12 protein-coding genes are annotated in these 23,570 nt (G+C 40.3%); 10 read left to right on the top strand and 2 right to left on the bottom strand.

What is annotated here, in order from left to right; genetic code table 11:
* Window positions 1-33 precede the first annotated feature (33 nt).
* On the top strand, window positions 34-2,100 hold the full coding sequence (locus DS2_RS06725; protein ID WP_035013926.1) for a right-handed parallel beta-helix repeat-containing protein: 2,067 nt from the start codon (window positions 34-36) through the stop codon (window positions 2,098-2,100).
* A gap of 80 nt (window positions 2,101-2,180) precedes the next feature.
* On the opposite strand, the gene DS2_RS06730 is transcribed toward DS2_RS06725, so the two are convergent.
* Window positions 2,181-2,765 carry a PEP-CTERM sorting domain-containing protein gene (locus DS2_RS06730; RefSeq protein WP_035013927.1) on the bottom strand — a complete coding sequence of 195 codons (585 nt, stop codon included), beginning with the start codon at window positions 2,763-2,765 and terminating at the stop codon, window positions 2,181-2,183.
* A 40-nt stretch (window positions 2,766-2,805) separates the two neighbouring features.
* Entirely contained in the window at window positions 2,806-6,429 is a 3,624-nt protein-coding gene (locus DS2_RS19715) for an Ig-like domain-containing protein (RefSeq protein ID WP_051479686.1), read from the bottom strand.
* A 406-nt stretch (window positions 6,430-6,835) separates the two neighbouring features.
* Between DS2_RS19715 and DS2_RS06740 the strand changes: the two genes are divergently transcribed.
* From DS2_RS06740 to DS2_RS06780, 9 genes are all read left to right on the top strand, one after another.
* On the top strand, window positions 6,836-10,552 hold the full coding sequence (locus DS2_RS06740) for a TonB-dependent receptor (RefSeq protein ID WP_035013928.1): 3,717 nt from the start codon (window positions 6,836-6,838) through the stop codon (window positions 10,550-10,552).
* An 18-nt stretch (window positions 10,553-10,570) separates the two neighbouring features.
* Entirely contained in the window at window positions 10,571-12,886 is a 2,316-nt protein-coding gene (locus DS2_RS06745; protein ID WP_035013929.1) for a hypothetical protein, read from the top strand.
* Between the two features lie 99 nt (window positions 12,887-12,985).
* A complete protein-coding gene (locus DS2_RS06750; RefSeq protein ID WP_081754208.1) occupies window positions 12,986-14,797 on the top strand; it encodes a sulfatase-like hydrolase/transferase in 1,812 nt (603 codons plus the stop codon).
* Between the two features lie 54 nt (window positions 14,798-14,851).
* Entirely contained in the window at window positions 14,852-16,240 is a 1,389-nt protein-coding gene (locus DS2_RS06755; RefSeq protein ID WP_035013931.1) for a sulfatase, read from the top strand.
* Between the two features lie 8 nt (window positions 16,241-16,248).
* Entirely contained in the window at window positions 16,249-18,192 is a 1,944-nt protein-coding gene (locus DS2_RS06760) for a sulfatase-like hydrolase/transferase (RefSeq protein ID WP_051479687.1), read from the top strand.
* 33 nt (window positions 18,193-18,225) lie between these two features.
* Window positions 18,226-20,139, top strand: a complete 1,914-nt coding sequence (locus DS2_RS06765) for a sulfatase-like hydrolase/transferase (RefSeq protein ID WP_081754210.1) — start codon at window positions 18,226-18,228, stop codon at window positions 20,137-20,139.
* Window positions 20,140-20,297: 158 nt separating this feature from the next.
* Entirely contained in the window at window positions 20,298-21,080 is a 783-nt protein-coding gene (locus DS2_RS06770) for an SDR family oxidoreductase (protein WP_035013932.1), read from the top strand.
* A 5-nt stretch (window positions 21,081-21,085) separates the two neighbouring features.
* Window positions 21,086-22,369 (top strand): NTP/NDP exchange transporter, encoded by a 1,284-nt coding sequence (locus DS2_RS06775; protein ID WP_035013933.1) that lies wholly within the window; start codon window positions 21,086-21,088, stop codon window positions 22,367-22,369.
* An 18-nt stretch (window positions 22,370-22,387) separates the two neighbouring features.
* Window positions 22,388-23,473, top strand: a complete 1,086-nt coding sequence (locus DS2_RS06780) for a glycoside hydrolase family protein (RefSeq protein WP_035013934.1) — start codon at window positions 22,388-22,390, stop codon at window positions 23,471-23,473.
* Window positions 23,474-23,570 lie beyond the last annotated feature (97 nt).

Here is a 23,570-nt window from a genome sequence, read left to right on the forward strand (position 1 = left end):
AAAAATGTTTTTAATTGTGGATTGCATATAGTTATGAAGAGATTTATTGGTAAAGAAATTGGTCGTGTTTTTTTGATGTTGCCTTTGTTGGCAATACATTGTGTAAGTGCTAAAGATTATTATGTGTCACCTAACGGAAACGACAATAATGACGGTAGTGCTGCGCAGCCTTTTAAAACACTTGCTAAAGGTGTTGGTCAGCTATCAGCTGGTGATCAGCTGATCTTGAATGAAGGTACATACAGAGAAACGCTGACTATAACTAAAAGTGGTACCGAGTCGCAGCCCATTACCATAAAATCAGCAGATAATGCACAAGTGGTGATTTCTGGTACTGAGCCTTTAAGCGGTTGGTCGTCTTATCAAAATAATATTTCTCGGGTGAGCTTAGCAGGGTTGAATAAAATAGCAGACCAAATGTATTTGCAACTCTATCACAATGGCGAATTGATGGATGTAGCGCGTTACCCAAATGATCAAGATTTAAATCGTTTTACGATAGATACCATTGAGCTTTCACAAAAAGGCACTGAGTCCAGCATAACCCATGCTGACATTCCCGATGTGGATTTAACGGGTGGTTATATTTGGTATTTGGGCGCTCATTCAGGCACAAGTTGGACACGTAAAATTACTTCATCAACTGATAACTCGTTAAATTTTGTTGCAGTAAATACCGAAAAATGGCCATTTAGCCCACATGCGCCAGTACATTTACGTGAGGGAAATTACGGCCGCTTTTTTGTATTTGGCAAATTAGAGTTGCTTGATTATAAAAATGAATGGTTTTATGAGCAAAGTAGCGACGAACTTTATTTACAAACCAGTGATGGGCAATTACCACAAGATAATGAGGTTGAAATAACCGCGCGTAAACACGCGATTGAATTAGCCGGTGATTATATTCGTGTTGATGGCATTGAAGTTTTTGGTGCCAATGTATTAATGGCAGGGAATAACAATCATTTTGTTAATGGCAAGATAATTCACGGCTTGCAACGTATGGGCGAGTTAGACAATACTGACGCGCAAGTCTCAGAAGGTTCAATAACTGTTTCTGGACAAAATAACCTAATTGAAAACAACCATATTGAATTTGGTTCACTAAACGGTATTTATATTCAAGGCTGGGGTGGGCGTGGCAAAAACACCACAATTAAAAAGAATATAATTAAAAACTTTAACACTTTAGGGATTCACGCAAGCTTGATTAGAGCTACAGGTGAAGCGGCCACAATTACCCAAAATGAAATGTCCTACACAGGACGCGATGGTGTGTATTTAACTGGGGTAAATTCTGAGTTTAGTTACAACGAAATATCCCAAACCGCGCAAATAAATAACGACACAGGTATTTTTTATGTAACAGGCAACAAAGATGACAAAAATGTAGTGGTACATCATAACTGGTTTCACTCGCCAGCTCGCCGCACATATCACGACCAAAGAGTTGCAGGTATCTACTTAGATAACAACAGTAAAGGTTATATAGTTCACCACAATGTTGTATGGAACTTGCCTTGGTCAGGTATCCAGTTAAATTGGGAAAACTTTAACGACTTTATTTACCACAACACTATTTTAGATGTCGAAAAAGCTATGGGTGAATGGGTTAATGGCCATGTGCAACAAAACAATCGTGTGTGGAATAACTATTCCAATACGCCAGCTTGGTTAACTAACCCAGCATATGATATCGACAGCAGCTTAATTTCAACCAACCAAGTGAAATACGAAGCGGATAAAACGTTAAACTTTATGCCAAACGATGATTCTGAGTTGGTGGATAAAGGCCGGCTAATTGATGGTTTAGAGCACAAATACACAGGCCCATCACCAGATATCGGTGCATATGAATTACAAGGTGTCAATTGGCGACCTGGGGTAAATGCAATATTAGATGATTGCACAACGTGTTTAAGTGACCCAAATGCGGAACCTGTGATTAAACCAACACCAGAACCAACGCCTGAGCCAAGCCCAGAGCCCACACCTGAAACAGAGCAGCCAGGTAGCTCTGAAGCTTCGTCGGGCGGCTCTTTAGGTGCAACATGGTTGTTGATGTTAGTTGCACTATGCAGCCGGCGTTTAGTTAAATAGTTGGGCTTGACGACATAAAAAAATCCCTCGATTTCAGTCGAGGGATTTTTAAGCAATTGAGATTTTAAAAGCAGTTTAATTTAACAATTGCGACGTTTTAACCTAAACAGCATTAACCCGACAAAACCCAACACAGCCAAACCTGAAGGCTCAGGCACTTCTGCCGCTACTACATTAACCGAATAACTTGCTGGTGCCGTGTCATCAAAATAACCCCAAAAGTCGTATAAGCCGAAGTCAATCAGGTTAAAATTAAATACACCTGCTTGCGTTGTTTGGAAATTTAACGTACCTAAGCTAAAGGTGTCTGTTGCATCGAACGGGCCTTCAGTGCCAAAGGTTGATAAAAAATATTCAGCTTCATCCACCGCGTATTCGCTGACAAAAGCAAATGGATCTGCGTTGTTATAGGTTGATGGTAAGTTTGAGTCGACAAAACTAGCAACATCATTTGAGTAATCGAACCAAAGGTTTGAGTCAAACCAAATATCCAAAACGTTTGCGGCTGGGCTGCCGTCGTTAGTTTGATAAAAAAGATCAATCGATAGAGTATCACCAACTGAATATTCAGATTGACCAGAGCTGATTAACAAACCAGCGTAGCTGTTAAAACTTAAAGTTAAACCTGCTAGTGCCGCGATTAGTAATGTTTTTAACTTCTTCATAATAGTACCCTAATGTAATGAATCAAAAATAGCCGATAGATTATTCAGCGCAGCGTGGGCGTGTGCACAAATTGCGTAACCTGCTGACATCACTTTGATGCACTTTGCCGTCGCCATTAAAGTCAAACTCAGGTCGAATCAAGCTTGGGTTACGTAGTGCGCGAACAAAGAAAGAGATATCTTTGCGGTCAATATCTTGGTCACCATCAAAATCGCCCAATACGCCATAAACTGCGTCAAACGGGAAGGTATCTGTCGCGTCTGGTGTGCCGTCATTGTCGTCATCGGTATCGAGCAAATCGCCAATACCGTCGTTGTCAAAGTCGCTATCAATATTTAACCTTGCAATACCGTTGTTATAGGTTTGCCCATTAGACGAGGCAAATTGAACGTATAGGAAATAAAAGTTTCCTGCTGGTAACTGGTGGGTTGGAGTTAATCCTCCTAGTGGGATTGATACAGTTGAGCTAACTGTTTGTTCGCCAATTACTGAGCTGTCGTACACGATTACGTCTTTAACCACAGTCCAGTTAGGGCGCAATTCTCGTAAAAATACTTTAACGCCGCCCAGTTTTTCGCTAATAACATTGCCCGAGCCTGCTTCTATATTGGTGGTTAAATCCATTGAACCAGAGGTTAGATATGTGGTACTGCTATATTTTGTAGGGTCATCAAAGGTTACTGATGGCGCTATAGATGGCTCAATAATTTCGATAGGTGATACTCCACCAATTGAATAGTTGTTACCATCTGAACTATTAAATCTAGCCCATAAAAAGTAGAACTGAGAAGTTGGTAAATCGGCGGTCGGAGTTAATCCTGCTAGCGATAAGTTTGCGGTAGCTTGACCATTCTGCTGACCAATTGCATCAGCAGAGCTAATGGTCACATCTTGCAATACTTGCCAACTACCAGTGGATGTATCAATTAAGCGCAAAAAGAACTGAACGCCACCAAATTGGTTGGTTACGGTTTCACCGGTACCAGCCTCAAAATTCACGGTTACAGGAAGGGTTGAATTAGCAACATACGAACTTGTTTGATAAATGCTTGGGTCATCTAAACTAAGCATCGCAGGCACAACATTTGGATCAGGTTTGATGTTCAGCCGAGCTAGTTGCACTGTTTTAGTAACGCCTTCGGTGTTGGCAAAACGGATGAATAAAAAGTAAAAGTTGCCTTCTGGTAAGTTTTCAGTCGCTGTTACGCCATGCAGTGGAATATTAACACTTGAAGTACCGCGTTGTTGGCCAACCGCCGAGTAGTCAGTCACGGCAATATCTTTAACAACCTGCCAGCTTGATGTGAGCTCTCGTAACAAATATTGAACACCACCAAATTTATCTGAAACGGTTGAACCAGTGCCTGCTTCAAAATGTGTTGTAACATCTAACGTTTCACCTGCTGTGTACTCGGCTGTTCTATATTTATTGATGTCGTCAAAACTAAACGAAGCTTCTGCGGGTTGTTCAACTGTAATAGTGCTTTGAGCTGTTAATCCGCCCTCAACTGAAGTTGCAGTGACAATGACTTGCCCTGGGTTTAGTGCTGTCAACAGCCCGTCGCTTGAAATGCTAGCAACCGCTGGGTTATCAACGCTAAAAGTGACTTGGGTGTTGTTTGCAAAAAATGGTAGTGCTGTGCCTTCAATTTGCACGGTTTCGCCAGTGGCTAAGAAGTGACCATGGTGCGAAATTGCAACGCCTGTTACTGCTGATGTTTTCGCGCGAATGTCAGCACTAAAGTTCATTACTTGCAATACCGCGCTACTTACACGGCCGCCATCATCGTTAAATTTTACCTCAAGCGTATTTTCTTCAGTTAATAAATTGTAAGGTACCGGAATTTCTAACAAGCTAAAAAAAGCAGGGCGGTTTTGTTGATCGTCACCACTAAAGTTAGTTGGCACATCAATTTGCACACCGTTTACTTTCACAATCGGTTGGCGGCTTTTGTCTAAGTCTCTACCAATACCCAGCCTTAAAGTTGCATCACCATATTGGCTAGTTACAACGTCATTAATGTTAAATTGAATGCTTTGGTTAGCAATAATTTGTTGGTTGTAGCTTTGTGCATAGTATTTGTTCTCCTCGGCTGTTTGGTTAATAGCCAAGGCACTATCAAAGGTATATTCAATAATTGCCGTTGCTTCAGTGTCGAGCGTGAAGGATTCAAGTGAGGTGCTTTGAGTCGTTTCGTCTAATACAACCTTGCCACCGCTTAAATGTAAGTGCTTGACCTTAATTTGGCTAATGTTGTTATCATTTTCACCAAATAGATTTAAATAAACAGTTTCTGGCGAATAGTTTAAGTTACTTAAAATAACGTAAGCTTTGTTGTCATTTACATATGTGTCAATTAAAACATCAGGGTTGGTGGTACGAGATTCTACACGTGTGCCCTCCACATCAGACCATAGCTCGTAGAATTTAACTACATCTGAGAATACCCAATCGCCCGACAAACCATCAGCGTTTTCGTTTTCTTGGCGCAATAAACGCCAATTGTATGGTATGCCATCGGCAGTACCCCAAATCGCTTTTACATTAATAAATGGAATTGATTTTAAAATTAAGTTAGGTCGGTCCATCTGTGACAATAACAAAGGGCTAATGGCTTTTATTGATTGCCAATCTCGGTACGAGCTCCAATAATTTTTCTCTAATTTATGATCACGCCCAGCATATTCAGAAATGACCAAAGGCTTCACTTCACCTAAACGCAGTGCACTGTAATGCTCCATCATGTCAAAAGTGGCTTCTAAACGGCCGCCTTTAAAGTTCACTTTGCCATCGTTGCCTAAGTTATTGAAGTCGTAAATATGGATGGAAAAGAAATCCATATATTCGCCGCTGGTGTCCATAAACAGCTTCATGCGTTCATCCCAGCGGGCAAAATCTCGCTCTTCAAAAATAGGGAAGGCAGTTGTATAACCACCAATCAGAGTTGAATCGTTAAATTTTCGAACCGCCGTAGCGACATCATTGTGGTACTCAAACACCTCAAGTGGTGTTACATGTGAGTCAGCTTCGCCATCTATTAATTCATATAAAGGCTCATTTAATACTTCAAATAGTTTTGGCCGTGCTTGGCCCATGCTCGGGTCTTCACCGTCATTACGATAAAACTCATTTAAAAAGTGACCAACATATTCGCCAATAGCGTCAGCTCCAGCAATTTCCCAGCCTTCTTTGCCACAACAGGGTTTTGTCGAGCGGCCCAACCAGAAGCTGCTGGTTTGTCCACCCACCATAACATCGTTGTGATCGTCAAATTGATGTCGGTCTGCTAACTGCTTACCGTAAGCATTTATTCTAGCTTGCTTACCTTTAGTAGCCATGTATGTGGGGTCAACATAGCCAGGACGTTCAGGATCTTCTGTTGCTTGGTTTAAATTCCACATAATAGAGCCATTGTCACGGCCAAAATAAACGTTTAGCTCGTCCATCATGTATTGAAGTTTTTCTTCTTCGCCTGTCCAACCGCTTTCAGAAAGGGTTGCGTGTAGTGTTATAAACTTTTTACGGTCAAACTCTGCAACCCCGCCTACAGAGTGCTGCACGTTTAAATTGATATCGGTTTGTGTTTGCGCAAATGTTTCAGCCGACATGGATAACAGCAAGCCAGTTGTTATTGCCAGCGCTTTAGTGCGGTAATAAGTCATATTTTTAACCTGTTATTTTACGTATGGTTTATTGTTAACATTTATCAGTGATGCATTTTACATCATTGTTGAGGTGGGTCAATTTTTGTTTTCACATAAATTTTACATTGAATGTGCGCTTGCTTAGCTTTGAATGAGGTGGTTAGCCCAGTGGTAATAGGGTTTTTGTATGGTTTATATTGTTGATTTATAAAAATATGCTTTGGGTGTTAAAAAAGTTTTATAAAAACTTGTGTTTCTATTTTAGTCTTTGTTTGAAACTTTTTGATGTTTTTGTTGGTGTGAATTGTTGACAAAAGACATTTCTCTGTGCAACTATTAACTTCGTGATAACAAAGTGACTTGTAATCACCCAATGGGAAAACGATAAACACATTTACTACATTAAATTTTTGGAGGTTGCTTTATGGCGACTCAATTTAAGTTTAAACCTATAGTGCTGATGATGGCCTCGGCACTAACTGCTAGCCAAATGGCTTATGCAGCTGAAGCAGAAGATGAAAAGAAAAAGAAGAAAGATGACGCTGAACCAGAGGTAATTGAGGTAACTGGTTACCGCGGCAGTGTTTTAAAATCAATGTTTGAAAAAAGAAATACTTCGAATGTTTCAGATTCAATTTTTGCTGAGGATATTGGGAAATCAACAGACCAAAATATTGCTGATGCACTATCGCGTGTAACAGGTATTTCTATTCAAACAGAAGGTGGTGAGGGTACTAAGGTTTCAGTGCGCGGTACTAGTCCAGATCAAAACGTAATTACTTTAAATGGTGTGCAGTTAACCAGTGCAAGTGATAACCAAGGTGTTGACCTTTCAGCTTTTTCATCTGATATTCTTTCAAAAATTACCGTTGTTAAAACAGCCAGTGCTGATCATGACGAGGGGTCACTAGGCGCAACAATTAACCTTGAAACTGGTAAGCCGCTTAACCGTAAAAATAACGTACGTAGTATAACTCTTCAAGGAAGATACAACGAATTATCGGAAGAGTCGGACTATAAATTGTCAGGTTCAATTTCAGATAAGTTCTTTGATGATACATTCGGGGTTGCAGCAACTCTATTTAAAGAAACGCAAGCATTTCGTTCTGATCGATTTATCGTTGGAGACAATCAATATCAAGCTGTTCAGTTTCCTTTAGCTTCTGATCAAGATGGCAATGTACTAACCGATACTTACGCTATAGTTCGTGGCCAGGCACAGTATTCAATGTTGCAAAATACACGCGACCGCCAAGGTGGTAACTTTGTTTTTCAATGGTTGCCTACAGATTCAACTAATGTATTGGTTGACTTCAACTATAGTAAACAAACCCTAGTAAATGATGATTTAGCCATTGCGACTCGCACGCGCGCAGATACTCCTTTACTTGAGGCGGGAATTAATCATGACGCCATTCAATCGCTTGATAAAGCAGCTAAATTTAGCGATCCAGCATTAGATTGGATTCAAATTAATACTGATACTAACACTGTAGATAAATTTGTTAATCGATTCGGTGATGGTGGTTATAATCGTTCGGAAGGTGTTAAAGATATTGTCAATAAGTCTGGTGGTATTCAAATTGAGCAGTTAATTACAGACGATTTAAAAATGGATTTTAAAGTTAATTATTCTGAAACTGTTGAACACCCAGGTCCTTCAAGTTTTATTACTATGCAAGGTTTCCAAATTCCACAGTCAAGGCTGGCACTCGCTGGTGAATATGGCACAGTCGGCGGTATTCAACCAGTAGGTTACGACTGTAGAGGCAAATCTAATGGTGTTTGTGAGCTTGAATTTGGTAACGGTTTAATTGTACATAACGACCCTGATACTAACTTTGATAATGACGTAATAACTGGTTTTAACCCTGATGATCGCGCAGCAACCAACATTGGTTTTATGGGCCGTACGGTTCGAAAAATAGAAGATACTTACAAAGGTGCATCGCTAGATTTTGATTGGGATGTTGATTTTGGTCCATTAGTTAAAGTTGAATTTGGCGCAAAGGCTAACAAACGTACAAAATTTGTTGATAATCAACAAGGAAAATTTGACAACGTAACCCAAGCAAACACAGTTCCTGTATTTGACAACGACGGTAATTATGTCACTGATAAAATTATCAAAGCTGGTGGATCTGTTACTGAAATTTTAGGTTCTGAAATTGCGAGTACAGATAGCTTCCCTTACAACGACTTTATGGACGGTTTAGGAGTCAGTCGAAATGCAGCTACTGATGGCTGGCCTATGATTGATTCAACTTTAGCATTTGAGCGCGCTCTAGGTTCAGCAAATGCAGCATTAACTATTAACAATTCGCAAACGCGTGAAATGGATATTGAAACTCAAGCTGCTTATCTTAAACTCAATTTTTCAGCTATAGATGATAGATTAACTGCAGACCTTGGTGTTAGATACGTAAAAGACGTTGTTAATACTTGGGGATATTCAGGTGCAACCTATCAAACTGATCCTCAATTGTTACATCGTATATTCGACCCTTTTTATGCATTGCAGTTACGTAACAGCGCAAACCCATTATGTCATGGTCAACCAACTGCAAATACAGGCCCATATGAGTTAGCCGACGGTTATACGACTGCAGATGGACAAACTTCAATTGAATATCCATCAACTACCCCAGGTAGAGAATACTCGTATGCGCGTGTAGATGGACATGGTTGGTATAACAATGGTACCCCAGATGATCGTAGTGATGATTTGCCACTGAAAAAATTAACTGAAACCAATGGTTTGTGTTACGACCCTTATACGGATATGTATCAAGGTTTTGCTGTTAATGCGCAAGGTCAGCCAAATGTTGGTTGGGTAACTTTTGCTCGACATTCAGATATTAGTACTTCAACTAACTATCATATGTTCACCGAAGAGCACTTAAATGCTAATAACCCAGATGTAGTGCGTGAACGTCGCGATATCCAAAACTTTAGAACTACTGGTGAAAACGATTATGACATGGTATTACCTAGTTTAAATCTAAACTTCGCAGTGACTGAAGACTTGATCGCTCGTTTTGCAGTATCTAAAACTATGTCTCGTCCAAAAATCGACAGTTTAAAACCGGGCTTTACCGTTAATGAATCTGTGTGGGGAACTCGTACGGGTAACAAGATATCTTTAAGCAATCCAAAACTATTACCTTTGGAATCTAAAAATTTAGATTTATCGATAGAGTGGTACTTCAATAAGACAGGTATGTTAGGCGCTGCATTCTTCTATAAAGATATGTCGAACTTTGAAGCTCCGATTGATTATAAATCACTTATGGATGATTTACGCATCGCTAACCTTGATGGATATAACTTAGACAATCTGATCAAAACTGAAGAACAGGTTGTAAACGAGTTTGCAACTGATGCAGATAAAATGGGTGTTTGTTTCCCTGCACGCGCAATTGCCGACCAAGTTCGTCAAGATTACTTTATATCAGGTGATTTTGATAATGAAGGTGGGGTTACTACCGACGAATTACTTGAGAAATGTGCTGTATTTAACGTAACAGAAATACGTAATGGTAAAGGTGCGGAAATTGCTGGGGTTGAGTTGCAATACCAACAAACTTACGACTTTTTACCTGGCATTTGGTCTGGCTTAGGTGTTAATGCCAACTATACCTATCAGGAGTCTCAAAAGGAATTGGAGGCATCAGATATTATTGGTGGATTAAAACCGTTACCGTCTGATAGAACACCAACCCATAGTTATAACGCGACTGTATATTGGGAAAAATTTGGCCACCAGTTAAGACTAAGTTACCGCGGTAAGTCAGATGAACTGGTCAATGGTAGTTGGGGTGAAGGTGCATTGTGGCAAGAAGGGGATAGTGGCCTTGATTTTAACGCGAGTTATAAAATCAATAACAAAATGACCGTTTCTTTCCAAGCATTAAATATTACTGATACAGCAACACGTCATTATTACACGAGCAGGAATATGTGGCTTGGAGATTACGAATTGGATGATAGTGGCAATCAAATCCTTGATACCAACGGTTCTCCAATAGAAGCTAAGCTTGATGAGGGTAATGCTTTGGTGGATAGCGTCTATAAAGGTAGAACTCAACTTATGTATAAGACTGGTACAAATTACCGTATTAACTTACGTGTTAACTTTTAATAGCGTGGTAACAAGATTATGAAATTTTTTGCAAAAACGATGCTAGCGTCTGTTATCTCTGTAGCGCTAGTTGGTTGTGTAGCTGATGATCCAAATAATAAAACTTCAGAGAATAGAGCACCCGTAGTTGAACCAGCTCTGATCGAAGTCAATTTTATGGAATCTGATGGTTTAAACCCTGCTGATGGGAAGTTTACTTACCCAGACCCTAACGGCGGTGAAAAAGTAAACTTTACATTTGTTGATTTAAAGCAAGGTGTATCAGACCCTGACATGGGGGATCGTGTCGCAATTAAATCTATTCGCCCAATTTGGACGGACTGGTGTTTAGATACAGAAGAACCAGTTGTTGACGAATGTATTGACGGCAGACCAAAGATTACTGAAGCCGAATTTGGCTTTGAAATTTTAGATGACAAAGTAAAAGTAACCCCGACTGCATTTGCACCTATGTTAACGGATGAACATAAAGCATTTTTGCATCTCGAAGTTATCTTTACCGATGGTGAAGCTGAAGTAGCACGCGAAGTTAAAATTACGGTTCAAGGTGAAGATTATGCGCCTGTTATTGACCAAGTTGAAGTAGATGCAGACAAAGTAGTTGTTGCTGAACGCGACCCTGAGGTTGTGGTGAATCTACTTGATCATGCATCAGACCGAGACATCACAGATATGGCGCAATATATCGTAGATAATGGCCAGAGTGGTTTTGACGAATTACAATTTCCAATTGTGCAAAATTTGTGGTTGAAAGACTGTGTTCAGTATATCTTTCCACCGTTAACCGATGCACAAAAAGCGGGTAAATCGGATGCTGAAATCGCTGAGATGGAAGCGCAGCTGGCTTATGATAATCAGCCTTTGCATGATGGTACTGCGAAATGCAACGGTGCTGATGTCACTTTAACTGTTGACCCATCATTATATGCAGATGAACTCTTTATCCAAGAGAAAAAGAATGTAGGTATTTTGTATACTTTAACCGACGGCATAAAAGAAGTGACTGGTGTTAAAGTCGTAACTATCAGTGGTTTACCACCTGTTGGTTTCCCTGCATTTAAAACTGCAGAACATACTATCAATATTCAAGAGTCTGGCGATACTGATGGAGTCGTTTCAGTTGATTTATTGGAGCTAACCGAAGGTGATAACTTAGAAGTTATCAACTTTGTACAAAAAGATAAAGCGGCACTTGAGTTTGGTTTATCTTATGCTGGTGGCAATACTTTAGATATTGACACTCATGCATTTTTTGCTGAAACACAACCAGGTCAACCCCATGAATTAATGTTTGAGTATAAACTCAGAAACGCCGATTCTGGAGATGAAAGTGCGCAAACGCGTACATTGACAGTTGCAATTGCTGAGCGCGACTTTAACTTGTTCCGTGATGATTTGGATGCTGGGTTAGATACAGCAGAATCTACATTATTCTTAGATCCAAATGGCTTTGTGCATGTAACTGATTTGGTGCAAGCGGGTGAAGGTGCTAAGCAATCTATTGCTAAGAAAACCAATGATATTCCTGCTGGTAAGTTCCCTGACTTAATTGATAACAGAAAGTACTACATTTCTTGGTGGTTTAAGAATGATGAGATTTCTGATCTTGAAGTAATGCCTATGGTTACGTTTGCCAATGGCCGAGCGCCAGAAAGAAACCAGTTATGGGATGCAGGCTGGTGGGGCGGTTATCGCTTACCGTACAAAGCAGCTGACGCTGGCCAATGGCGTGAGTGGTGGTATACCCACAACACGCATACATCACCTGTAGCAGACCCAGCAGCACTTGGTATGTACATATTCAATAATAGTGGTGCGCATGACAAACCAAACTCAGTTTGGGATTCATTTAAAGTGGTTAACTTTAACTTTATTGATACAGCAAAAGCGGACATTATTGAAAGTGATGCGGGTCAATTCCTTGATGCGGCATTAGTTAGCAACAATGGCCAAGGTACAGTAACAGTTGATACTGCTGCACAAGAGCTTAAAGTTAATACAACGGGTAAAACTGAGCCTGTAGTTGTTAGCTTTCCGGTTAAAGCCGGCGCTGTTAAAACGGGTGGCCGTTATATGGTTGAGTTTGAACTTCCTGTTGGATTGAAAAACTTTGCAATTCGTTTATCGAATGCAGGTGGCTCAGCAATGATTCAGCGCGACATGACCAATAGAAATGTTGATGCAAACAGCAATGTTGCATTGGTTATGCTAACTGAGTTTGAAAAACCATCAGGTGTGAACTGGAAAGATGAAGACGTTACTTTAGATTTCGTATTCTGGCAAAACGATCAATCTTTCACTATTAAAGATGTTCGCCTCTACCAGGTTCCATAACACTAATTGACATCCGGTGTTTATCTTTAGCCCTCCTTGTGAGGGCTTTTTTTTAAATTCAATAAATCCACTTTAGCCAAAGTCTCATTGGAAGTACTCATGAAAAAAAAGATTTTTTGTTTAGCTATCGCAAGCCTAATAGTGCTTGCAGGCTGCATTAACATTCAAACTCAGAACTCATCTGAAATAACGGCCGAAAAACAACCAAAACCCCACACTAACATTGTCCTCATTCTTATTGATGATTTAAGCCATTATGGTTTTACCACCTATGGAGCTGACATCATTCGTTCAAAACATGGCAAGTTTGCAGATATTCAATTTTCAACACCCAATATAGATAAGCTTGCACAGCAGGGCGTTAGAGTTGAACGTGCATTTACTCACCCACTATGCGAAAACACCCGCATTGCATTGATGAGTGGTAAACAAAATAACCGTAATTATCTAAAACCTAAATCACAGCATGAATCGGATATTACTTTTGGTGATGTGTTTAAACGAGCAGGCTACACAACAGGCATGTTCGGTAAATGGAAACAAACGCGTGGTACCAAACAGATACCAGGTAAACACTACATTAGTGAATTTGGCTGGGATGACTATGTCGCTTTTGATGTGGTAGAAGAAGGGCAACGTTTTATCAATCCAAATTTGGTGATAAATGGTGAGTTGGTTGACTATAGAAAACGCACCGACTTAGATCCTGCAACAGGTCGTCGTTGGTATGGTCCTGATATTTATAATCGACATGCGCTCAAGTTTATCGAAAAAAACCAAGACAAACCTTTCTTCTTATACTACCCAATGGCGCTTGTGCATGACGATCACAAACCAACGCCAGATACAAAGCCCAACTCAATATTTGATAATTTTGATGAATGGCCAAACAACAAAAATGGTCACAAGGGGGACGATCCTAAATACATAGCTGACATGATTGAATATACCGACAAACTAATCGGTAAGGTGGTTAATAAATTAGATGAACTCAATTTGCGTGAAGAGACGCTGATTGTTGTTATGGGCGACAATGGCACTAAAGAAATTTTTACCCATGTGAAAAAAGATGGCAGTGAATATCCTGCACGTAAAGGCGGTAATGCTGACAACGGTATTCATGTTGGCATGGTGCTTAGTCAACCAGGTACAATTCAAGCTGGTGAAAACAGCGTACATAGTTATGACGGGTTAACCTATGTTACTGATGTTTTTCCTACAATAGCTGAAGCTGCAAGTGTGCCCATTCCTCAAGAAACTCGTTTAGATGGCATTAGCTTTTGGCCACAAATGTTAGATAAAACTCAAGAGCATAGAAAACACATTTACAGTTGGTACATTGCCAATGGTCGCTATGACGGTATTGAAAACAACGAACGTTTTACCCACTTTGCTTTTAATAAATCGTACAAATATTACGGTCCAACTAAAGCCTATCCCAATGGGCGATTTTTTGATTTAACCCAAGATTTATTTGAGCGCCAAGGTGACAAATATATCACTGTGGGCTGGGGGGTGCGCCGTTACAATGGCTTGGATATAAACAAGCTAACCCCAAAGCAAAAACGTGCTTACCTCGAACTCAAACAAGTGGTTGAAAGCAACAAAAATGTTGATGCGCAGCAACTTATTATTCATTCAACTAAAAATAAGTTAATTGTTGGTGAAAAGTTGGATTTAAATGTGTCAACTTTGCCATTTAACACGAATAGAGATGGTGTCGTTTGGGTTTCGTCTGATCTTGCTATCGCTTCAATTAATAAATTTGGCGAAGTGGTCGCGCATAAAGCAGGCAAAGTGACTATTCATGTTTATTCGTGGAGTGACGCTAAACCGCTTGCCGATGGAAAATCGCCAAGCTTTTTAACAAGCGGTATATCAGACCAAGTTCAACTTACAGTGTTAGATTAAATAGGTATTGGTTAGATGCGAAAAAAAACAAGATTGCTAACTAGCTGTATATTTATGATTAGCCTGGTGATTTTCTATTGCATCACTAGCGTAAAAGCATATGCAAATAAACTCGATGGTGAGCAGCCTAACATTCTATTTATTATGGTTGATGATTTAGGTTGGCAAGATATCGGTGCTTATGGCAAGCGAGATATCGACACGCCCAACTTAGATAAACTAGCTAACTCTGGAATGTTGTTTACCCATGCTTATGCTAGTGCACCTGTTTGTTCACCATCTAGGGCTGGCGCAATTACTGGGCAACATCCAGCCAGAATTGGATTAACAAATCATATTTCACATGAGGTATTTACTCCTGATAGTGCTACTTTGCTAGATGCTCCAACCTTAACTGCGTTACCAGAGTCGGCAATTACTTTCGCTGAAGTATTGCGTGACCATGGTTATCGCACTGGATTCTTTGGTAAGTGGCATTTGTCATTAATGGGTAAAAAGAATTTTGAAGTGGACGACCCGTCCACTTTACCTGACAACCAAGGATTTGAAATTAATGTGGGGGGAGGCGCTTTTGGAGGACCTCCTTCTTGGTTTTCGCCGTACAAAAATCCATATATGTCGGATGGTGAAAATGGAGAGTATTTACCGACTCGTCTTGCCAATGAAGTAATCAATTTTATGGCAGATGACAGCCAAAAACCTTTTTTAGCTGTGATGTGGAACTACCTTGTACATTCGCCACTTAAAACAACTGAGGCGTTAACCAAAAAATATCAGCAGCGTGCCAAAGAAGGTAAAAATGTCGGTTTACCCGTGTTCGCTGGCATGATTGAAGCTATGGATACTTCGGTAGGTAAAGTATTACAAGCGGTTGATGATTTGGGGTTGGCGAATGACACCTTGATTATTTTTACTTCTGATAACGGTGGTGTTTGGAAACTCTCAGACAATGGAGAGCTTCAGTATGGCAAAGGTTTTCCATACGAAGGCGGTGTAAGAGTGCCATTTATTGCTAAATGGCCTGGAAAAATTAAAGAAAATGTCGTTAATCAAAATCGAATTATTAATACAGATCTCTTTCCAACATTTTTGTCTGCTGCTGGGATCAACCCAAATTCATTTTCTAATATCGACGGTGAAAGTTTATTGCCAGTATTAACTGAAACGAAAAATCTAAATCGGCAAGCCATCTACTTCCATTACCCAAATTATGCATGGCACAAAAATAATCGGTTAGGGGGCGCAATTATTCAAGGGGCGTACAAGTTAATAAATTGGTATGACGACGACTCAGTCGAGTTATACAACTTGTACGTTGACCCAAGTGAAAGTGAAGACCTATCCAAGATTCACCCGGATATTACACAATCTTTAAAAACAAAATTTAAAAAATGGCTAAAAGAGACCAATGCTCAAATGCCTATTCGCATAATATCGTCATGAGGTAATAAATGATTAGCTTTAAAACTAAATTGGTTGTTGCAAGTTGCATGATAGCGCTGAGCGCCTGCAACAGTACGCTCAAACAAGAAAAAAACAATGAGGTTGTCAGTAAAGCGCCAGAAGCCAAGGTTAAAACTGAGCTGCCAAAAGTTTCTCAGCAGCCAAATATTTTATGGATAGTAACCGATGACCAAAGGGCAGACTCAATTGCAGCTTACAATATGAGTCAAACAGGTAAAGCTGAGAGCCCACTGGGTTATGTGTCATCTCCCAGCATTGATAAATTGGCCAGTGAAGGCACCATGTTTACCCATGCTTACACCAATTCGCCTGCGTGCGCACCGTCTCGGTCCTCTATGCAGTTTGGTTTATATCCGCATCACTCGGGTCGATTTGGTTTTGAATACTTTCATAATCAGCATGACTTAGCAATGCCAACAACATCACAAACCTTGTCTGAGCAAGGGTATCAAACTGTGTTATTTGGTAAACGGGGTGTGCGTTATAAAAAGTGGCAAGATGGTGGCTTAAAACAAGAAGTCGCCATTTATGATGAGAAAATAGACTACAGCCGTGATTTAGGCCATCAAGGTCATAACAATGGTAAAGAACCTAAGCTCTTTACCGATTATTCTCGCCAAGACACTTTTGACAAAAGTGGCCCTAAATGGGTTAAATTAAAATCCGACGAAGTTTATGTTTTCCCTGATGGCCGAATTGAGAAAATTGATCAAAACGATATAGATGTAAACAATCCAACTGCCGTTGAAAAAGAGCTGGACATTTTACGTTCATATACACGTTCGCAAAAAAATCTGATTATTGGTGGGGTCAGTCCAAAACCCGCTGGTGAAACACTTGATGGTTATATTTTAAAAGCCTTTGTTGAGCATTTACGCCAACCGAACACCCGCTACGATGGCTTTTTTGGCCGCAAAATCCAAGGACCTGATTTAAACAAACCACAAATGTTTAACCTTGGTTTTCACTTTCCGCATACGCCGGTATTGCCGCCAAAATCGTTTCGCGACCAGTTTAAAGGCAAAACATATAAGGTGCCTGAATTTAGCCAAGCTGAGGTGGAAAAATTGCCTAAGCAAATGAAGGCCTTATATAAAAACCTAAAAATTGACGGTTTAACACCTGAACAAAAACAACAGGCGATTGCTGACTATTACGCGTTTTGCGCATATGGTGACTGGTTAATTGGTCAAGCGATTGATGAATTTAAGAAATTTAGCCAACAGCAAGGTCGCGACTATGTAATTATGGTGACAGTGGGCGATCACGGCTGGCAGCTTGGTGAACAAGGCATAGAGGCTAAATTCTCACCTTGGAACACATCAAACCAAGGCATTATTGTTGTAGCGGATTCGCGTGCTGAACGCTTCCCTAAAGGTGTTGTTTATTCGGACTTTGTTGAATACGTTGATATTGCACCCACCTTGTTAGCCGCTTCAGGTTTAGATGTTAAAGCCAGCAAACCTCAATTAGATGGCGTTGATTTAGCCGAAGTTATTCGCAAACCAGAGCTAACCCGAGATTATGTTATTGGTGAACTAAATGCAGTGGTTGGCCCACGTGCTTATTTACGTTCAAAAAACTTTGCATTTTCGATGCGGGTGCGCAAAGAAAACGGATTCCCAGGTAAGGGCTACGCACCGGGTGAAAATGTTTATTGGGCTTACAATGCGTCAAACCAAGATTTAGAAATGGGTTTGTACGATTTGCGCTGTGATGCTAACGAACAAAACAATATTGCCTATCAAGCAAACTATAAACAAGTAACTGAGTATTTTAGGAAAAAATTGACCGATATTGTAATTGGTGATGGCCGAGTAGAAATTGATTGGCGCAAACCGAATAGCTACTTTGTCAGTGACGCTGCATTAGGTGCGCACGACAAAAAATTAGCAGGGTTAGCCAATATCGAATTACCAAGCTGCATGTAATTTAGCTTAGTTATTGAGTTTAAAGGTATAAAAATGAAAATTAAATCAGTTATCAAATTAGGTTTTACCGCTGCCATATCGGCAAGCTTAATTGCGTGTAATTCAGGCACTGAGCAAAGCCAAGATAAACAAACCAGTGCAGTGGCTGAAGCACAACCCAAGGCACAAACTAAACCAAATATATTATGGATTATAACGGATGACCAAAGGCCTGATTCCGTTAGCTATTACAATCAACAAGTATTTGGTAGTAAAAATAGCCCACTGGGTCATGTAGAGTCGCCAAACATTGATAAGCTAGCAAGTGAAGGGGTTTTGTTTACCAAAGCATTTACCAATTCTCCCGTGTGTGGTCCGTCACGCGGGTCTATGGCGACTGGGCGTTATCCATTTAGAAACGGCCATTACGCATTTGAATTAACCCATCAAGCGCCAGATTTTGTAACCCCTACAGTGTCGCAGACATTGCGTGAGCATGGTTATGGTACTTCTGTGTTTGGTAAAGAAGACGCGTACATTTTTAAATGGGGGCCGGGTCAAGGTTTTCACGATGCCAATTTATTTGATTATAAAGTGCACTTTAAACATGATTTGCAAAAAAATGGCTTAGGTGATTTGTTTGTAAAAGCCTCATACGATCACTCGTCTGGTACACCTGTTATGGCAGGTTTAACCGAAAATGTAATCTACCCAGATGGGACAAAACGCAGTTACTTTTTAAAGCGCCAGAACGAGGAGCTAACTGCACAAGATATTGCCGAAAAGAACAAAACAGCCAAAGAGTTTGATTTGTTGCGGGCTTATACGCGCTATCAAAAGGACTTAATTTTAGCGGGTGAAAACCCACAACCGGCGGATAAAGCCGTAGATGCATACATAGTTAAAGAAATGCAAAACTACTTGAATAATGCTGACAATGCCTTTACCACTAGTTGGGGCAAAGCGGCAACAGGCGCTGACAGTGCAAAACCACAGTTTGTGCAGTTAGGCTTCCATTTACCGCATAGCCCAGTACTACCGCCAAAAGAATTTAGAGATAGGTTTAAAGACAAGGTTTACGATATCCCTAAATTTGAAAAATCAGAACTTGAGTATTTACCTAAACAATTGCGTACCATTTATAATGCGATGAAAGTCGATGAAATGACTTATGCAGAAAAGCAAAAAGCCATTCAAGATTATTATGCGTTTTGTGCATATGGCGACTATTTAATTGGCAAAGCAGTCGAAACTTTTAAGGCTTATAGCGAAGCACGTAACCAAGAATATTTAATTATATATACTGTGGGCGATCATGGTTGGCACCTAGGCGAGCAGGGCATAGAAGCCAAATTTGGCCCTTGGGTACAGTCGGTAGAAAATGCCGCAATAATTGTCAGCTCTGATAAATCACTGGTGCCAGCAGGCAAAGTTGTGACTGATTTAGTTGAGTTTGTGGATTTTGCACCAACTGTGCTTGCTGCTGCGGGTGTAGATATCCAACAAGACAAGTTTAATTATTTAGACGGCTACAACTTAATTGACGTTATGAATGACAATGCACCAAAACGCGACTACGTGTTAGGTGAACTTAATCTAGTTGGAGGACCGCGAGCCTATTTACATACAGAACGCTTTAGGTTTTCAATGCGTACCCGACCATTTAATGGTTTAGTCAATGCCGAAAGACTGGGTAAAGACGTTAAGTGGGCATTAGAGACAACAGCCGAAGAAGCAGAAATGTCACTATACGATTTAAAAATCGACCCATTGGAACGACGCAACTTGGCCTACGATCCTGCTTACAAAGGTTTAGCTAATTGGTTTAGAAATAAACTTGGCAACATTGTATTAGGTGATGGCCGCATAGAAGTTGATTGGTCAAAAGAAAACTCATACCACATCAGCACTTTTGCTAAAGGAGCGGATGATAAAGTGGCCAACATCCCACCACATTTAATTCCTTAAGTCCGACTAGAACGCCCAAGGTTTTGAGCACTTTGGGCGTTTTTTAAATATCAAACCAAACCTTTGTCATTGATTTAACCGACTATCGTAAAACTTATCTAACTATACAATTGGTAACTACATATGGTTAACAAAATATAAAGTGTGGTTACATGACAATGACAAAATTAATCAAATATCTATTAGCGTTTACGCTATTCAATTCCGCTTTTGCACACAGTGCAGATGTACATAGCCCAGATTCAATTAAAGGTACGGTACTTATAACTGGGGCAAACCGAGGTTTAGGTTTTGCTCTGTCGCAGCATTTTATTGCCGATGGGTATAAAGTAATAGGTACAGCGCGCAAACCTGAAAAGGCACACGAGCTCAAGGCTTTGGGGGCTAAGGTTGTTCAGCTGGATGTAACCGACGATGTTTCAATCGAACAAATGGCGCTGACGTTAAAAGACACACCTATCGATATTGTGGTTAACAATGCTGGCTACATTGCAAATTTAGATCGTGGTTTTGAGTCATTTAAAAACACCAGTCGGCGCGATTTTTTACTGACCTATAATGTCAACGCTGTTGGCCCTTTTATGGTGACGCGAGCGTTATTGCCCAACCTGATGTTGTCTACCAGCAAGGTGAAAAAGGTGGTCAATATTTCATCACACGGTGGCATAGTTAATCGTCCAAAAGTGAATGGTATATATTCGTACGACCCAACCAAAACCGCGCTCAATAAAATAACCATTGATATGTCAAAAGACCTCCAGCAATTCAATATAGCAGTTGTGGCGCTTGCACCAGGGCATAACAAAACCGATATGGGTGGGGAAAACGCTAAATTAGAACCAGAGTTTTCAATGGGTAAAGCCAAAGAGGTGATTAAAGGTTTATCCATGCAAGACACGGGAACCTTTGTGGGTTATTCAGGCTTTTCAATTAAGTGGTAATTAATATGAATTTATTTAATCGATTAACCCAAATTGAACCTGAAGAAACAAAAGGGGCTTTATTGTCTTTTCTGTTTATATTTTTGTTGATGACATCTTACATGATTCTAAAACCAGTACGCGATGCACTGCCGAGCGACTGGGGAGATGTAAGCCGCGCAACTCAATGGACCTATACGTTTGTCTTCGCGACCATAGCCGTTATGCTATACAACTTTTGTGCAGCCAGAATGACCATTCGAAAGTTGGTGCCTTGTGTATTTATTGCTTTCGCTGGCAGTTTTATGGCTATTTTCTCTGCTTATAAATTAGGGATTGATGTTAATTTTTTAGGCAAAGTTTTTTATGTATGGAGCAGTGTGTTTAGCTTGTTTCATATCTCGGTATTTTGGAGTTTTGTCTCACAACATTATTCTAAATCGCAAAGTAAACGCACCTTTGCTTTTATCAATACTGGCGCCAGCGCAGGGGCAATATTAGGGCCATTAACGGTTATTTTATTGTCTGAAACTATGAGCATTGAAAATGTGCTAGTGGTAACAAGTGTCGTACTGTTATTAAGCTTGCCGATTATTGCGATATTAAACCGCCATTTCGACTCAATTGGGGCGAACAATAGCGCTTCAGAGCAACTGCAAACTAACCCATTTTCTGGTTTAAAAGAGCTAATCGAAAGCAAAAAACTACTTGGGCTCGCGAGTTTTATCTTTTTAATGACTGGGGTGAGTGCGTTTTTTTACACAACACAAAGTGACGTATTGGCTGCATTTGATCGTGCAGAAAGACAACAAATGTTGGGCAGCATTGAGCTTGTGACCAATACATTAACTATTTTGTTGGGCTTGTTTGTATCGAACCGAATTTTCCAAAAATTTGGCATATCTGCCAGTTTATCTTTTGTCCCTTTTGCAATTGCTGGATTAATGCTGTTGTTAAGTGCCAACCCTGTGGTGTTATTTGTGTTGGTATTAGTGGTTGTTCGCCGAGCGGGTAACTATGCCATTGTCCGACCAGCCCGAGAGGTCTTGTTTACTGCAGTAGATAAAGAGGCGCGCTTCAAATCTAAACCTATTATCGATATTGCAATTTACCGCGGCGGCGACGTGTTTTGGATTTGGACCATAGCTTTTATTGGCGATGGCTATTTAGGTTTTACCACAGCTGAAAAGATTATTTTTGGGGCTGTTGTGGCGCTCTCTTGGGGATTAGTGGGGGCATACATAGGTAAAAAACATGACCAAGTAGAAAAACAAGAATTGAACTATAACAGTGCGACTGACGCTGCTTAGTTTGGCCGGAGGAAATATATGCAAAGCATAAATATAAAAAATAAATTGGGAATGTGGGCTGCTTTATTGATAACGCTCGCGTCTAACACAGTCAAAGCCAATAACACTGACACCTATAATTTAACTGCGGCTATGCAGCCAGTGTCAGAAGAAAATATATTTCATGATAAAGACTACTACAACTGGGGTTCAACCATAGTCAAAGGCGACGATGGCAAATACCATTTGTTTTACGACCAAATGCCGAAAAAACATGGGTTCTACTCGTGGTTAACTGATGGCATTGTCTCACGTGCTGTGTCTGATAGCCCAACGGGACCGTGGAAAAAAGTTCAAGAAGTTTTGGCAGGGCGCGGCGATGGTTATTGGGACCAATATACAGTTCACTGTACAAAAGTGTATAAGTTTGATGGTAAATATTATCTTTATTACATGTCGACCAACTCTGGCATTATGGATTTAACCGAAGCTCAACTGGATGAAGTTCGCCATGGCAAATGGAAACCAGACAATCTAAGGGGTATGTTACGCTTAAATCAACGCATAGGCGTTGCGGTCGCAGATAACATTGAAGGGCCGTGGAAACGTTTTAGTCGACCTTTGTTTGAACCGCAACTTCCAATAGCCAATCAATCGAATAACGTCACAGTGACTAAACGCCCTGATGGTGGATATTTAATGATTATTCGTGGTGATCAGCCAGATCAAAAACCAAACGAGATAGTCCGTATGCAAGCCGTTTTGTTGGCTGATAATCCATTGGGCCCTTGGAAAATGCAGTCAAAACCTGTGGTGGTAAATTATAACTCGGAAGATCCTGAAGTTTGGTACGACGAAGAGCGCAAGCGCTATTATAATTTGTATCATGCGTTCGGTTATATGGGCATGCTCACTTCCACTGATGGTTTAAACTGGCACAGAGCCCAACATTACAAAGTGGCCGACAAGGAATACACCACAACGGATGGAAAAACGGTTAAAGTGCATCGCTATGAGCGTATGGGGATCTATTTAGAGGATGGCAAACCTGCAGTGATGACAGCTGGAATATTCTTAAAAAATGGCGATACACATTCTTTGTTTATTCCACTAAAAGCTGATTAATCTCGTTTAGCTTTAGTTTATACGGATATACTTAAGGTGCAGCAATGTTGGCGCATTGCTGCTAATTTCCCATTTGGCAATAGCCTAAGGTTTTATT

Source organism: Catenovulum agarivorans DS-2 (genome assembly GCF_000568405.1).
Taxonomy (GTDB): Bacteria; Pseudomonadota; Gammaproteobacteria; order Enterobacterales; family Alteromonadaceae; genus Catenovulum; species Catenovulum agarivorans_A.

Excerpts from the sequence above, each read along its gene's own strand:
- DS2_RS06725 (WP_035013926.1), top strand. The coding sequence starts at position 34 with ATGAAGAGATTTATTGGTAAAGAAATTGGTCGTGTTTTTTTGATGTTG.
- DS2_RS06730 (WP_035013927.1), bottom strand. The coding sequence starts at position 2,765 with ATGAAGAAGTTAAAAACATTACTAATCGCGGCACTAGCAGGTTTAACT.
- DS2_RS19715 (WP_051479686.1), bottom strand. The coding sequence starts at position 6,429 with ATGACTTATTACCGCACTAAAGCGCTGGCAATAACAACTGGCTTGCTG.
- DS2_RS06740 (WP_035013928.1), top strand. The coding sequence starts at position 6,836 with ATGGCGACTCAATTTAAGTTTAAACCTATAGTGCTGATGATGGCCTCG.
- DS2_RS06745 (WP_035013929.1), top strand. The coding sequence starts at position 10,571 with ATGAAATTTTTTGCAAAAACGATGCTAGCGTCTGTTATCTCTGTAGCG.
- DS2_RS06750 (WP_081754208.1), top strand. The coding sequence starts at position 12,986 with ATGAAAAAAAAGATTTTTTGTTTAGCTATCGCAAGCCTAATAGTGCTT.
- DS2_RS06755 (WP_035013931.1), top strand. The coding sequence starts at position 14,852 with ATGATTAGCCTGGTGATTTTCTATTGCATCACTAGCGTAAAAGCATAT.
- DS2_RS06760 (WP_051479687.1), top strand. The coding sequence starts at position 16,249 with ATGATTAGCTTTAAAACTAAATTGGTTGTTGCAAGTTGCATGATAGCG.
- DS2_RS06765 (WP_081754210.1), top strand. The coding sequence starts at position 18,226 with ATGAAAATTAAATCAGTTATCAAATTAGGTTTTACCGCTGCCATATCG.
- DS2_RS06770 (WP_035013932.1), top strand. The coding sequence starts at position 20,298 with ATGACAAAATTAATCAAATATCTATTAGCGTTTACGCTATTCAATTCC.
- DS2_RS06775 (WP_035013933.1), top strand. The coding sequence starts at position 21,086 with ATGAATTTATTTAATCGATTAACCCAAATTGAACCTGAAGAAACAAAA.
- DS2_RS06780 (WP_035013934.1), top strand. The coding sequence starts at position 22,388 with ATGCAAAGCATAAATATAAAAAATAAATTGGGAATGTGGGCTGCTTTA.